Raw genomic sequence first — 13,281 nt, 5'->3', positions numbered from 1 at the left:
TGAATGTCGTGGTCGCACTGCTTAAGGATGCTGCTTCCTTCGATTCGAGTACGTTTCCTTTATTCAGTTATATAATCATATTTTCTGCCATCAGTAGTATTCTCGACACTTAAATTTACGGGTTAATTAAGGGGGTAATTTACGTCCCCGTAAATTTTACGTTTACAAATTTATTATTAGGTAAAGACTGCAGTTGTGGATTCTGATTTGCAAGAGGTATCTTTGCCTTATGGGAGCGAGCTTCGGTACTCGGTTGAGGTGACCGATCACCGCTCGAAGAAGGGATTCAAGGTTGACCTTTATTCCTCCTTCTATGCCACGGAGCCGAGACAGTACTTGGTCTTGGTAGACGGGAAACCGTCCGTGAAGCTGCCGGCGGCGAGCAAGACGAAGGTTCTTGATCTGATCCGCCGCTGGCTGGTGTCACACTGATCGGCAGGTCTCTCGCGACGTGTGTTTACAGATTGAGAGGGGAGTACCGTAGCTTCTAAACCCCTAGGGCTCCCGCGTTCGCGAGGCATGCTTGTGGGGTGTCGCCTAGCGGAAGGCAACGTGGCCGTAGCTGAAAACAAGAACGAGGTAAATGGTGGTGATCAACTGGAATTGCAGGGCCCGACGGTAGAATGCCTTGCGGTAATTCCGTATGAAGAGGGTATGGTTGAAGACCAGGATGATGGGATAGAGTAGAGCGCCCCAGATAAAGCCGTATCCGCAGAACTGTGACAAAGCAGATTCGTCGCTAATGGGTCTGCCAACTAGATTGTACAGTGGTGCGGCCGTAAAGACCCACAGGGCGAGTGGCAGGGTGTTGAAAGCGGCGAGTAGGGTAACGAAGGTTTTCAAGAGTCGAATCGGTTGAGCTTTTCTAGCCCACTATGTCGAGATATGGGCACGAATTGTTGGTTGGATTTTTAAGGAGAGTTGATTGGCCACAAAAACGCACGAAGAGTCCTGCTCTGTTTCTCTTCGCTTTAACGGAGGGACTTCGTCGATTCGATTTTGTGCCTTTTGTGGGTAGATGAACGTATTTTGGAGAGCGGATTTTGCCCACTACCGAGAAGTGGAACGTCGACACTTAAGTTGTGTAGTGCCTAAACAATTGCAAATATGGGCGGGAGTTTTGGTTGGTTACTTGGGAGCGTTGATCGGCCACGAAAAGGTAGGAAGAATCCTGCTCTGTTTCTCTTCGCCGTAATGTTGGTATTTCGTGGGGTGGGTGTTGGTGGCTAGGGACGTTTGTCGGACGGCGTGGAAGCCGTCGCTCCAGGTGTATGAAAAAGGACGAGCTTTGGGGCTCGTCCTCTTTCGATAATGGTTTCGGGGTATTGTTTCTTCCAGCTGATTCTAGCGCTTATTCTGCGGCGGGCTCGGGGTCCTCTGCGGGCTCTTCTTCTGGCTCGGGTTCTGGGATGTCGCTGAGGAGGTCGTCCAGAGCCTTGGGAGCGGCCGTGTAGAGGGTGCTGGTGGTGGCAAAGGCGGCTCGGCTCATGTATTCGTTTATGGCAGCATCGGAGTCACTACTGGAGATTTGGACGAAGACGGCTCCGGCGGGCGTTTCTACTTCCTCCTGCATTTCAGTGACAGTCTCGCCTTCTTCGTTGGTGGTCTCGACTTCCTTCTCGACTTTTACCTCGGGGCGCTGGCCAGCGGTGATGGTGTAGGAGCTGTCGTCTGCGAGGGTGTAGCTGATGGTGTAGCTGTGGTCTTGAGCGCCGACGACTTCGGGGTCGCTTTGCTCGGCGAGGCGTATGAAGTTTATGGAGACGAGTCGATTGAGGGCGCGGGTGATAGCTCCTTGGTCGAGTTGCTTGCCTTCGGGAAGTGTATCTTCGGTGGTCCAGTCGGTGGTGTCGTCCTCGCGAGTGACGCTGAGGGTGTCGCCGTTTTCGAGCTGGAAGGTGGCGGATCGGATGGCGTCGCGTTCGACGTCGATGAGCGTCTTTTCGAGCCAGGAGACGGGGTCTCCGTCTACTGAGAAGGAGTCGCTGGCTATGAAGGCGAGCTCTTCTTGGCCGAAGCGGACGAGCTGCTTGCCGGCTTCGGTTTCGCGCCCGAGGTCGAGAGAGAGGATGCTGTTTCCGGAGGCGTCGTTGAGGTTGATGTAGTCGATTCCGAAGCCGAAGTCGGCGATGCGCTCGGGCTTGCGGGAGGCGATGCGTTGGAGCTTTGTCTCTTTGAGCTGGTTGGTGAGTTCGGTGATCTTCCCAGTGTCGGCGGGGAGGTTGTAGCTCTCCTGTAGTTGCCAGTTGGATGCGTCGGCATCGTAGAGGAAGGTCATGGACTCGGTGCCGCTGATGAGTTCGAGCTCGGTGACTTGGTTGAGCTCGTCGTTGTCGACGAGGTTGGTGCCGATGCGTGGGTCCTCGGGTTTGGAGGTGTCGGCGTTTTTGACGAAGTAGGTGACGGTGGCTGCTACGGCGAGGACAGCGGTGGTGATGTAGAGTTTTTTGAGATTCATTGTGCTTACGCTGGGTGTTGGTTTTTGGGTGCTAGGTTTTTTTTAGGATCGGGTTGTAGCGGACGACGTGGAAGTCGTCCCTCCTGGTTGTGTCCTAGTTTGACTTGCGCATGCGGTTGAAGATGAGGGCGAAGGCGAGGAGGGCGAGCGGGGCCCAGAGGAGGTTGATGGCTCCGATGGTGTTGCCTAGGGTGTCGATGCCTTGGCGGAGGCCGCTGCGGATCTCGCGGATTTGGGACTTGAGCTCGGCTTGCTTCTTTTGGTTCTCGGCGATGAGCTCCTCCATCTCGGGCGTGGCGTAGATGATGCCCGAGCCGGTTTGTTCGCTGAGGATCTCGCTGAGCTTTTGGTTGGTTTCTTGCAGTTCGGCTTCGACGACTTCGAGCTTGGCTTGGTACTGCTTCTGGGCCTCGGCTTCCATGCGCAGGACGACGTCGAAGGGACGGCTGGCACCGGCCTTGCCGCGGATGCCGATGAGGTCGCGGCTGCCGCCGAGGTACTCGATGAAGTTGTTGGCGAGATCTTGGTTGTCGTTGAGTTTTTGCACCTGCTGCATGCCGAGGAAGTTGACGCGCTGCACGGAAAACTGGTCGAGCAGGAAGTCGCTGTCTGCGATGATGAATACAGTGATATCGCCGGATGTCTTCTTGTTCTCGTCCTCGCGGTCGGGGAAGGCGGTGCTGGCGGTGCCGGTGAGCAGGCCGGCGACAGTAGCGGGCTCTGCGAGCGGCTCTGCTTGGCGGCCTATCTGGCTGGGGTCGGTGAACTGGAGCATCATGCTCTCGATCTGGCCGGCGTCTGCGGAGGTGGTGAGGATGGGCTCCCAGGAGGTGGTGGCGTCGGAGCTGTGCTTGAGTTGTCCGGCTTCGAGGAGGAGCACGCCCTCGAGCTCGGAAGAGGGAAGCAGGTCGCGGTTGACGAAGTCGTTGCGGAAGATGAGCCATGAGGGCTGGGTGAAGCGGCCTTGCGAAAGGGAGTTGGTCGGGTCGGTGAGCACGTTTGCGACATCGTATTCGATGCCCCAGGCTGACAGCAGGTTTGGCAGGTCGCTGGGGGTGGGCTGGCTCATTTGGCCCATCATCATCTGCTGGCGGCCTTGCTCGCGCTCCATGACGGAGGAGGGATCGAGGGAAAGGAAGACGGGCTTGCCGGAAAGGGCGTATTGGTCGATCGAATACTGCAGATCCTCGCTGAGATTCTTGGGGTGGATCAAGGCGAGCAGGTCGAGGTCGGCCGGGAGCTCGCTCTCGCTGCCTTGGACTTCGACGATCTCGAACTGGGTTTCCAGTTGGGTGAGGATGATCTGGTCGCTTTGCTGCTGGGGCTGGCCCGGCATCGGCATGGCGGGCGGGGCTTTGAGGGGGAGCGAGGTGATGAGGCCGAGGCGAGGCTTGGTGATGAGCTGGGTCTCGTAGATGGTCTTGGAGATATCGTACTCGAGGAAGGTTTCGCGGTCCCAGTTGAAGAACGGCTGGACGGTTTCGGTTTCGCCTTGGGCCACGACCATACCGAGGAAGACGCGGTCGCCGTTTTGGATTTCGGTGCCGTTAAGTCCTGCGGCGATGGCTCGTTCTTCTTCGGGGGAGTCGGGCTTGGGGTCGATGACCTTGAGCCTGATGAGCCCGCCGGAAGCTTTTTCGTATTGCTCGAGCATTTGCTCGACGCGGTCGGAGAAGTTCTTGAACCAGGCGGGAAGGTCGGCGATGGACTTGGAGGAGTAGAAGTCGACGGAGACGGGCTCCTCCAGCTTCTCCAGCATGTTCCTAGTGCTGTCCGAGAGGGTGTAGATGCCTTCTTCGGTGAAGTCGAAGCGTAGTGGCAGGGAGGATACTATGTAGTGGAGCAGCAGGAAGTTCAGGACGATGAGAACGGCTGCTTGGATTTTTTTGGAAAGGGTCATGGTGGAAAGTATGAAGGGTGAAAAGTGAAGGGTGAATGGCTCTGGGCTATTCGGGCCGTTGTATTTACCTTTCGATGACGATCATGTTGATGCCGAGGCAGGCGAGGGTCAGCACCAGGTAGAAGGACAGGGCGCTGATATCGATGAGGCCTTTGGACATGGAGGCGAAGTGTTGTTCGAAGCTGAGCAGCCGCAGGAAGTCGAGCAGGGCGGTGGGGGCGGAACTGCCGAGGAACTGGGCGAGCCAATCGGAGCCCATGAGGGTGGCGAAAAGGCAGATCATGACGCTGATGACGAAGGCGATGACTTGGTTCTTGGTCAGGGCTGAACAAACGGCGGTGATGGACAGGAAGGCCGATGCGGTGAGCATGGCGCCGATGTATCCAGAAAAGATGACACCCCAGTCTGGATTTCCTAGGTAGCCGGTGGTCATGGCTAGGGAGAAAGTGAGGCAAAGGCCGATGCCGATGAAGGCCAGGGCCGCGAGGAACTTCGCCACCACGGCGGTGCGGGGCGAGATGGGCAAGGTAAACAGCAGCTCGATGGATCCGGAGCGTTTTTCTTCGGCCCAGAGTCGCATGCCCACGGCAGGGATGAAGACGATGAGAATCCAAGGGAGAGGCCGGAAGAGGCTGTTGAGGCTGGCTTCGTTACGACTGTAGTAGCCAGAATAGAGGGCTAGGCCGATGACCATGATATGGAAGACAGCTAGGATGACGTAACCGACAGGGGAGCGGAAGTAGCCGAGGAATTCTTTTTTGAAGATAGGCATTTGGTTGAAATGGGTTCCGTGTTTCAGGTAATGGGTTCCGGGTGTGTTGGGATCGGGTTGATGCGGACGGGGTGGAACCCGTCCCTCCACTTACGCAAGGACGGTCTTGTTGGTGAGTTCGCGGAAGACTTCGTCAATGGTGGCGCCGGGCTTGCGGGCCTTGAACGCGGCGGGGGTCTCGTCGACGAGGACCTTGCCTTGGTCGATGATGATGACGCGGTTGCAGATGGCTTCCACTTCCTCTAGGATGTGTGTGGAGAGTATGATGGCTTTGTCCGCGGACATGGCTTGTATCAGCTTTCTCACTTCGTGTTTCTGGTTGGGGTCGAGGCCGTCGGTGGGCTCGTCGAGGATGAGCACCTGCGGGTCGTGGATGATGGCCTGGGCGACGCCGACGCGCTGGCGGTAGCCTTTGGAGAGGTTTTCGATGGCTCGGTATTTGACGGAGTCGAGGTGGCACTTGACGATGACGTCGGCCAGGCGGGAGTTGAGCTCGTCCTTGTCGGCGATGCCGCGGGCTTCGGCGACGTAGGTGAGGAATTCCACGACGGTCATTTCTGGATACGCGGCACTGGACTCGGGCAGGTAGCCGATGCGTTTCTTGACCTCGATGGGATCCTTGGCGACGTCGAAGCCATCCACCGTGGCGGTGCCGGAGGTGGGGGTGAGGAAGCCGGTGATCATCTTCATGGTCGTGGACTTGCCGGCTCCGTTGGGTCCGAGGAAACCGAGGATGTCGCCTTTGTTGATGGTGAATGAGACGCCGTCGACAGCGCGCAGCGTGCCGTAGTCTTTTACGAGTCTATCTACTGTTACCATTTTGTTTTGGGTTCCGGGTGTTGGGTCCCAGGTGTTGGGTTTTCTGGGAAAGGGAAATGCGAAAGCTCCTCGTGGCATGCGGGGAGCTTTTTAGCGGGAAGTTCCTGTATGAAACAGTCGTTTGAAGATCAAGTTTCAGTTTTCGGAATTTTAATTTTCGGTTTGGAAGGAGCGGGCTCGGGGTGGGTGGGGCCGGGGAGGTGCCGGGCGAAGCGACACACACCGTTCCCCTCTCAATCCAAGTCGAGAGTATCTTGTTCTAATTGGTCCTCGGGGAGGGCGGCTTCTTCGTCCTTCAAATGGCGGGGGGGCTTGGCGACGCGTTGGGTGAGGTAGGCCTCGCGGTCGGTGGCGATGCGTTGGCAGATCTTGTGCACGTGCATGCGCAGCCACATCGAAGTATTGGATTCGGCGGAGTAGCGGGCGGGGCCGTAGGCGTGGATGCGGTCGGTTTGCAGGAGCAGGTCGTTTTGCTCGAATTCGGCGTCGTTGCCGGGCTTGTAGACGGCGTACGCTTTGCCGCCGAACTTGCGCATGACGGAGAAGCTCGGCACGTCGCTCGGGCCGTCGGCGATGTAGATCATGTTTTGGAAGGGGATGCGTCGGTCCTCGGCGGCCATCTTGGCATTGACGTCGATTGATTCGTTCTTGTTGGCGCCTTTGTTGATTTCGAAGAGAGCGCGGGTCTTCGTGGTGTTGTCGATCATGGTGCCGATCTGGCTGATGATGTCCTCAGACTCGATCTCGAGATCGTCTTGGTCGAGGTAGCCCGGCTGGAGCGGGTTTTCGATGAACTCGCTACCCCAGATGCCGTCGACGTAGGGGGCGATGGCGGAGCCTCGAACCATTTCGGCCAGGCCGGTGGTGACGATGTAGTGCTCGAGCTGGATGTCGTGGCGCAGGTACTCCGGGCGGGATCGGGTGAGCTCGCGGAGCTCCTCGAAGAACTTAGGCAGTCCGTCGTAGAAAACGATTTCCTTGCCCAGCGCCCGCAGCATCTTGTTGTTGAGGCCGGGCATCTTGCCGGCGCGGGCGTAGGTGAGGATGTGGTTGAGGTAGACGCTTTCGCCGGAAACGGTGTAGCCCCTCAGCTTATAGCGGGCGGCCATGGTGTTGACCTCTTCCCAGAAACGAGGCTCGTCGACCTCGAATTTCTCGAAGATCGGCTGCTGCATGTAGCCGGGGATGAGGGTCTTATCGAAATCCCAAACGATGGCGATTTTGTTCTGAGTAGAGTAGGACTGAGACACGGTAGGGAAGGGTGAAAAGTGAAAGGGCAAGAGTGAATTTGATGTAGGGAGACGCAATCTGCAAATGCTGCTCTTGCCAAGAGGCTCGCTTTCGGTAACGGATTTGCGTCCTTTTCAACAAATTGGCTGCCGTGAGGCGCCGCTTTCATTTCCTATGGCTATCAAGCTTCCAGATATTTCCCCTTTTAAGGCTCGTGTCGAAGAAATCGACGCATTGATGAACGCGCCCGACTTCTACAGCGACGCTCGTCGCTCTGCGGCGCTTTCCCGCGAGCACATGAAGCTGCGCCAGCTGATCGACGACTACGCCGCTCTGGAGAAGGCGAAGACGGACCTTTCTGACAACAAGGGCATGATGGACGATCCCGCGGCCGACGAGGAACTTAAGGAGTTGGCGGAGATGGAAATCCCTGAATTGGAGGAGAAAATAGAGACGATGGAGGAGAAGATCCTCGCCGCCATGATCCCTCCTGACGAAACGGATTCCCGCAATACCATCGTGGAAATCCGGGCGGGCGCTGGCGGCGACGAGGCATCGCTTTTCGCGGCTGACCTCTACCGCATGTATTCGCGACTGGCCGAGCGGAAAGGGTGGCGTGTGGAGCAGATGAGCGCCAGCGAGAGCGGTATCGATGGATACAAGGAAGTGATTTTTTCGATAAGTGGGGAAGAGGTTTACAAAAAGCTCAAGCTCGAGAGCGGAGTACACCGCGTGCAGCGTGTACCGGAGACGGAATCGCAAGGACGTATTCATACTTCAACTGTTACCGTTGCGGTCCTGCCCGAGGCAGAAGAGGTGGACGTAGAAATCAATCCGCAAGACTTGGAGGTCACCGCGACCCGAGCTAGCGGCGCGGGTGGCCAGCACGTTAATACGACCGACTCGGCGATCAACATCGTCCACAAGCCGACGGGGATCACGGTCTACTGCGCGGACGAGCGTTCCCAGATCAAGAATCGGGCCAAGGCCATGAAGGTTCTTTACTCCCGCATCCTGCAGGTGAAGCAAGAGGAAGAGCGGGCTAAGTACGCGGAGAACCGCAAGAAGCAGGTCGGTACTGGCGACCGCAGCGAGCGGATCCGCACTTACAACTTTCCCCAGAGCCGTTTGACGGATCACCGTATCGGGCTGACCTTGCATAGCCTGCCCGCAGTGATGGAAGGCGAGATGGACGAGATCCTGGAAACGCTCGAAAACGAGGACATGCGCCTCAAAATCGATGCGTTGATGAGCTCTACCCAGTCCAAATAATCTGGATACGCACTTTCCCTAATATAAGATGCCTGAAATATTGACAGTGCTGGATGTGATTCAGCGCAGCTCTGTTTTCCTAGATGGAAAAGGGGTGGAGAGTGCCCGTCTCAATGCGGAATGGTTGATAGCCTCAGCGCTCGGCATCGACCGCATGAAGCTCTACATGCAGTTCGATCGTCCGCTCAAGGAGGCAGAACTGGCGGACATGCGCTCCAAGGTAGCCCGTCGGGCCAAACGCGAGCCGCTGCAGTATATTCTTGGCACCACGCCTTTTCACGAGCTGGAGCTCAAGGTCGACCAGCGAGCGTTAATCCCGCGGCCGGAGACCGAACAGCTGGTAGAGTTAGCGCTCGGCTCGCTCGGTGAAAACGATGAGCCTTATCGTATCGTCGATTTGGGTACAGGGAGTGGGGCGATCGCTTTGGCCTTGGCCTTTGCCTTGCCACGAGCAGCGGTCTTCGCGGTGGACGCCAGTCGCGAGGCGCTGGAGCTGGCCCAGGAAAACGCGCTTGGTTGCGGACTGCAGAATCGCGTGACCTTCGTGCTTTCCGATTGGTTTTCGGATTTCGGCCCCGAAGGGGAGTTCGACTTGATCGTATCTAATCCGCCTTACCTGACCGACGAGGAAATGGAGTCGGCGGAACCCGAGGTGAAGGATTTCGAACCTCGCTCCGCATTGTTCGCGGAAGAGGCAGGGATTTCGGATTTACAGACGATCGTGCGGGGAAGCTACGAGCGTTTGAAGCTAGGGGGCGCGCTCTGGCTGGAAACGGGAGTTAAGCATCGCGAACCGCTATTGACCCTTTGCCGAGAGCTTGGCTACGGACAGTGCGAAGGCGTTGACGATTGGAGCGATCGGCCCCGCTTCGTAAAAGCTGTGAAGTAGTTCTAAGCCTCCATTTCGCCATGCCGATAGAATTACGAGCCCATTAAATTTACCTAGGTAAAAAGAGACATGGTGCTCGACAAGACTGCGGAAACTTCGGATTAGTGTAGTCAGCTACATTTTTGTTCTATTTTCGTGGTATCAGTTCAGGCGCCGGGGGACGTTTAGAGTTTTTAGGGCCTGGAAGCGATCCGTTCGGACCGTTTGCCACGGGAATTAAGGACGCAGAACTCGAACTACACAGACTCATTGAAGGCAACTTCTACAGGAAACAACTCTCAGGGCGCCAAGTTTTGCGGCGAAAAATCCTGCCCGGTCGAATGCAAGACGTTCAATGATTGGGGAGAGTTGAAGGCTCACCTTATTCGGATTTACGAACTGGAAGATGTGGTCATCCAGCTCCGACCGGACTACGTTAACGCTGAGGACATCCAGAGTTTCGACCGAGTGGAGGTGAGGGAGGTGGACGCGGGGGAGGTCTTGCTCTCACTCTCGGTTGGCCTTCGCGTCAGTTTGGATGTGCATTTGTTTCGTGCGGCGGGCGTGGATGGAGGCAGTCGGATATGGCAGCCGAGGGAGCACTATCGATCGATTCTGATGTGCGCCAAAGGGGTTTTCAGTAGATCGGTGAGGGACCGTGTCGTTGAATTGATGTCGGACCGAGGGAAGTCTGGAGTGATTTCGTTCTTTCTCGATGGAGAGGGCCGAGTGGAGTCTGCGTCCAACGCGGCTCGCGACTTTTGCGAAAAGTACTTTCCGGCATCGAAGAGAGTGGACGACTACTTCTCGCTCGCTCAATGGGACTACTTGCAAGGCGCGATAAATCAGAGAAACTCGACCACCGAGCTAAGTTACAGAAACGAGAGTATGGTTTTCTGTTTCTACCAAGAAGCGGGAATCGTTGACTGCCTTTTGCAGAAGATGGGCGAGAACGGCTATCTACTCTCGATGGCGCTCGATCGCTAGAACGCCCCCGAATTTTCTCTGCTCCGAGAGGGACTCCCTTTTTAGAAGAGGAAGAGTCATTGGCCTGCGAATCAGTTCGCAACACGGTTATCCTAGTTGCTATCGGGTCGTTTCACTGGAGATGGCGGAGGGCCGGTAGCAAGACCTAAACGATTATACCGGAGGCTGCGCTGCGCTGCGTGGAGTCTCCAGCTACGAGGGGCGGGGGGAACCGGTCCCATCGTATTGTAAGAATATTGTCATACATGCTTCGAATTCAGGGGAATCGGGGTAGCAGATTTGATTTCGGGAATAAGAAGTGTTAATTAACGACCTTCTTATCTTCAATTGTTCGCGAATAAGGCTTGATTCGAAAATTTTATGAGTAATAAAAGAAATAAAGGTATTTAATAGTAGAAAGCTTAACCGATCAAATTAGCCCCCCTTCTAGAGAAATGAACGTCCTATTCCTAACCGTCTTCATCGGGCTGATTCTTGTCAGCCTGGCACTTACATTCTTCGCCTTCACGCGCCGCGCGTCGAATTGGAGCAGTCCGGAGCGCGACAGCCTCATGCCCTTGGAAGAGGAGCGAACGGTAGCTCATCGCGAGCGCTCATAGACTAGATGCCACTTTCAAATATTCAACAAGCGAAGACCTCCTCAAGCAACCCACTGACCTAATGTCCGATCAGAAACGAGTAATCGAGTACGACGACCAAACTGTTCGCATGTTCATGATCGCCTCCATTTTTTGGGGTATCGTTGGCATGCTGGTAGGCGTCATCGTAGCGGCCCAGCTAAACTTCCACATCCTTAACTTCGATACGTCTTGGCTGACCTTTGGCCGCTTGCGTCCGCTGCACACCAACGCGGTGATCTTCGCGTTCGTGGGCAACATGATGTTCGCGGGGGTCTACCATTCCACGCAGCGTTTGGTGAAGGCCCGATTGGGCTCCGACCTCTTATCGAAGGTTCACTTCTGGGGCTGGCAGCTAATCATCGTTTCCGCAGCGATCACGCTTCCCTTGGGCTACACCCGCGGCAAGGAGTACGCGGAGCTGATCTGGCCAATCAACATCGCCGTAGCGCTCATTTGGGTGGTGTTTGGAATCAATTTCTTCCTCACGCTGGCCAAGCGAAACGAGAAGTCTCTTTACGTGGCCATCTGGTTTTACATCGCCACGATTATAACGGTGGCGATGCTCTACATCGTCAACCACCTGTCCATCCCGACGGGACTGCTGCACTCGTATCCAATCTTTGGAGGCGTTCAAGACGCCCTGGTGCAGTGGTGGTACGGCCACAATGCGGTGGCGTTCTTCCTGACCACTCCGATTCTCGGTATCATGTATTACTACATGCCGAAGGCGGCGGACCGACCGGTTTACTCCTATCGCCTATCGGTGGTGCACTTCTGGTCGCTGGTCTTCATCTACATCTGGGCGGGGCCTCATCACTTGCTCTACACCGCGCTCCCCGGCTGGCTCCAGCAGCTCGGCATGATCTTCAGCTTGATGCTGTGGGCGCCGTCGTGGGGAGGGATGCTCAACGGTTTGCTAACCTTGCGCGGCGCTTGGGACAAGCTCCGCACGGATCCCGTACTCAAGTTTTTCGCAGCCGGCGTGACTTTCTACGGCATGGCCACGTTTGAAGGACCGTTGCTTTCCATCCGCTCCGTCAACGCGCTCGCTCACTACACGGACTGGATCATCGGACATGTTCATGCCGGCACGCTCGGCTGGAACGGATTCATGGCGGCGGGTATGTTCTACTTCCTGGCTCCTCGCCTCTGGAAGACGAAGCTCTACTCGGTGCCTATGGCGAATATGCACTTCTGGCTGGGGCTAGTGGGAATCCTTCTCTACGTAGCGTCGATGTGGGTCTCGGGCATCACCCAAGGCCTCATGCTCAACAATGCGGACGAGCAAGGTATCCTCGCGTATCCAAATTTCTTGGAAACCCTGCAGTCCATCCGTCCCCTCATGCTGACCCGGGTGGTCGGTGGCGGGATCTATCTCGCAGGCTTCATCCTGATGGCCTACAACATCTGGAAGACGGTACAGTCCGGCGAAGCGGTCAACGGCGTTTGCGAAGTGTCCGCTGCGGACGAAGACGCGAAGAAGATGGGCTTGATCGGAGCGGTTACGCACCCCGCATTTCTCTATTCGGCAGGACTCGTCGTATTCTCCTGCATCTGGCTTTTTGCCGACGGCTTCTTGGAACTCATCGGAATGGGGGCCACCATCGTGACGGTTATGAGCTGCATCGTTCACTTCACCCGAAGCGGCGACAGCTTCGCTCATTGGTACGATAAACTGCTAGAGAACTCCATGCCATTTACTGTGCTGGTGCTCATCTCGGCCGCGACGGGCGGGGTGGTGCAGATCGTCCCGCTGGTCAACATCGACAAGGCCAGCGTGGCAGAAGACAAAATGCAGAAGGTCTACACGCCGCTCGAGCTGGCGGGACGCGACATTTATGTCAGCGAGGGCTGCTATAATTGCCACTCGCAGCAGATCCGACCCTTCGTGGCGGAAGTGAAGCGCTACGGCGACTACAGCCGCCTCGGCGAATCGATCTACGACCACCCTTACCAATGGGGATCCAAGCGTACTGGGCCGGATCTGGCTCGCCTCGGCGACAAGTATCCAGATGCATGGCACTACGATCACATGCTGGATCCGCGTCAGACATCGCCGGGCTCGAACATGCCCAACTATCCGTGGCTCTTCGAAAAGTTTACGGACTACGGTTCGCTTCCCTCCAAAATCAATGCTCAGAAGATGCTAGGCGTTCCATTCCCCGACTGGTCGCCAGCGGAGATCGATTCTGCAGCCAAGGCCCAAGCCAAGGCCATCCAGAAGAAACTCGAATCACAGGGCAAGGAAGTCGACGCGGACACGGAGATCGTGGCCCTGATCGCCTACCTGCAGCAGCTCGGCAAGTCGATCGACCTAGAGCACGAAGTCGCAACCAACTAAAAAGGAAAGAAAAC

11 protein-coding genes are annotated in these 13,281 nt (G+C 56.4%); 5 read left to right on the top strand and 6 right to left on the bottom strand.

The window, feature by feature from the left end:
- Positions 1-537: 537 nt before the first annotated feature.
- The 6 genes from QEH53_RS15490 to QEH53_RS15465 form a co-directional block, all read right to left on the bottom strand.
- Entirely contained in the window at positions 538-843 is a 306-nt protein-coding gene (locus QEH53_RS15490) for a hypothetical protein (RefSeq protein WP_309024122.1), read from the bottom strand.
- A gap of 508 nt (positions 844-1,351) precedes the next feature.
- On the bottom strand, positions 1,352-2,458 hold the full coding sequence (locus QEH53_RS15485) for a DUF4340 domain-containing protein (RefSeq protein ID WP_309024121.1): 1,107 nt from the start codon (positions 2,456-2,458) through the stop codon (positions 1,352-1,354).
- A gap of 94 nt (positions 2,459-2,552) precedes the next feature.
- Entirely contained in the window at positions 2,553-4,358 is a 1,806-nt protein-coding gene (locus tag QEH53_RS15480; RefSeq protein ID WP_309024120.1) for a GldG family protein, read from the bottom strand.
- A gap of 64 nt (positions 4,359-4,422) precedes the next feature.
- Positions 4,423-5,130, bottom strand: a complete 708-nt coding sequence (locus QEH53_RS15475) for an ABC transporter permease subunit (RefSeq protein ID WP_309024119.1) — start codon at positions 5,128-5,130, stop codon at positions 4,423-4,425.
- Positions 5,131-5,220: 90 nt separating this feature from the next.
- Positions 5,221-5,949, bottom strand: a complete 729-nt coding sequence (locus QEH53_RS15470; RefSeq protein WP_309024118.1) for an ATP-binding cassette domain-containing protein — start codon at positions 5,947-5,949, stop codon at positions 5,221-5,223.
- Positions 5,950-6,182: 233 nt separating this feature from the next.
- On the bottom strand, positions 6,183-7,199 hold the full coding sequence (locus QEH53_RS15465) for an HAD family hydrolase (RefSeq protein ID WP_309024117.1): 1,017 nt from the start codon (positions 7,197-7,199) through the stop codon (positions 6,183-6,185).
- Positions 7,200-7,353: 154 nt separating this feature from the next.
- Here QEH53_RS15465 and prfA point away from each other — a divergent pair, with 154 nt between their 5' ends.
- The 5 genes from prfA (at position 7,354) to ccoN (ending at position 13,267) form a co-directional block, all read left to right on the top strand.
- Positions 7,354-8,451, top strand: coding sequence for a peptide chain release factor 1 (gene prfA, locus QEH53_RS15460; protein WP_309024116.1), 1,098 nt, complete (start codon positions 7,354-7,356; stop codon positions 8,449-8,451).
- A 28-nt stretch (positions 8,452-8,479) separates the two neighbouring features.
- Positions 8,480-9,340 (top strand): peptide chain release factor N(5)-glutamine methyltransferase, encoded by an 861-nt coding sequence (prmC, locus tag QEH53_RS15455; RefSeq protein WP_309024115.1) that lies wholly within the window; start codon positions 8,480-8,482, stop codon positions 9,338-9,340.
- Between the two features lie 249 nt (positions 9,341-9,589).
- Positions 9,590-10,306 carry a hypothetical protein gene (locus QEH53_RS15450; RefSeq protein ID WP_309024114.1) on the top strand — a complete coding sequence of 239 codons (717 nt, stop codon included), beginning with the start codon at positions 9,590-9,592 and terminating at the stop codon, positions 10,304-10,306.
- A gap of 434 nt (positions 10,307-10,740) precedes the next feature.
- Positions 10,741-10,905, top strand: a complete 165-nt coding sequence (locus tag QEH53_RS15445) for a hypothetical protein (RefSeq protein WP_309024113.1) — start codon at positions 10,741-10,743, stop codon at positions 10,903-10,905.
- A gap of 61 nt (positions 10,906-10,966) precedes the next feature.
- A complete protein-coding gene (ccoN, locus tag QEH53_RS15440; RefSeq protein ID WP_309024112.1) occupies positions 10,967-13,267 on the top strand; it encodes a cytochrome-c oxidase, cbb3-type subunit I in 2,301 nt (766 codons plus the stop codon).
- The last annotated feature ends 14 nt before the right edge of the window (positions 13,268-13,281 follow it).

Origin of the sequence: Pelagicoccus sp. SDUM812002, assembly GCF_031127835.1 — a bacterium.
Classification (GTDB): Bacteria; Verrucomicrobiota; Verrucomicrobiia; order Opitutales; family Opitutaceae; genus Pelagicoccus.
This window is presented reverse-complemented; position numbering and strand designations above follow the sequence as displayed.

What these genes read in the sequence shown, in the direction of transcription:
- QEH53_RS15485 (WP_309024121.1), bottom strand. Translation starts at nt 2,458, where the DNA reads ATGAATCTCAAAAAACTCTACATCACCACCGCTGTCCTCGCCGTAGCA.
- QEH53_RS15480 (WP_309024120.1), bottom strand. Translation starts at nt 4,358, where the DNA reads ATGACCCTTTCCAAAAAAATCCAAGCAGCCGTTCTCATCGTCCTGAAC.
- QEH53_RS15475 (WP_309024119.1), bottom strand. Translation starts at nt 5,130, where the DNA reads ATGCCTATCTTCAAAAAAGAATTCCTCGGCTACTTCCGCTCCCCTGTC.
- QEH53_RS15470 (WP_309024118.1), bottom strand. Translation starts at nt 5,949, where the DNA reads ATGGTAACAGTAGATAGACTCGTAAAAGACTACGGCACGCTGCGCGCT.
- prfA (WP_309024116.1), top strand. Translation starts at nt 7,354, where the DNA reads ATGGCTATCAAGCTTCCAGATATTTCCCCTTTTAAGGCTCGTGTCGAA.
- prmC (WP_309024115.1), top strand. Translation starts at nt 8,480, where the DNA reads ATGCCTGAAATATTGACAGTGCTGGATGTGATTCAGCGCAGCTCTGTT.
- QEH53_RS15445 (WP_309024113.1), top strand. Translation starts at nt 10,741, where the DNA reads ATGAACGTCCTATTCCTAACCGTCTTCATCGGGCTGATTCTTGTCAGC.
- ccoN (WP_309024112.1), top strand. Translation starts at nt 10,967, where the DNA reads ATGTCCGATCAGAAACGAGTAATCGAGTACGACGACCAAACTGTTCGC.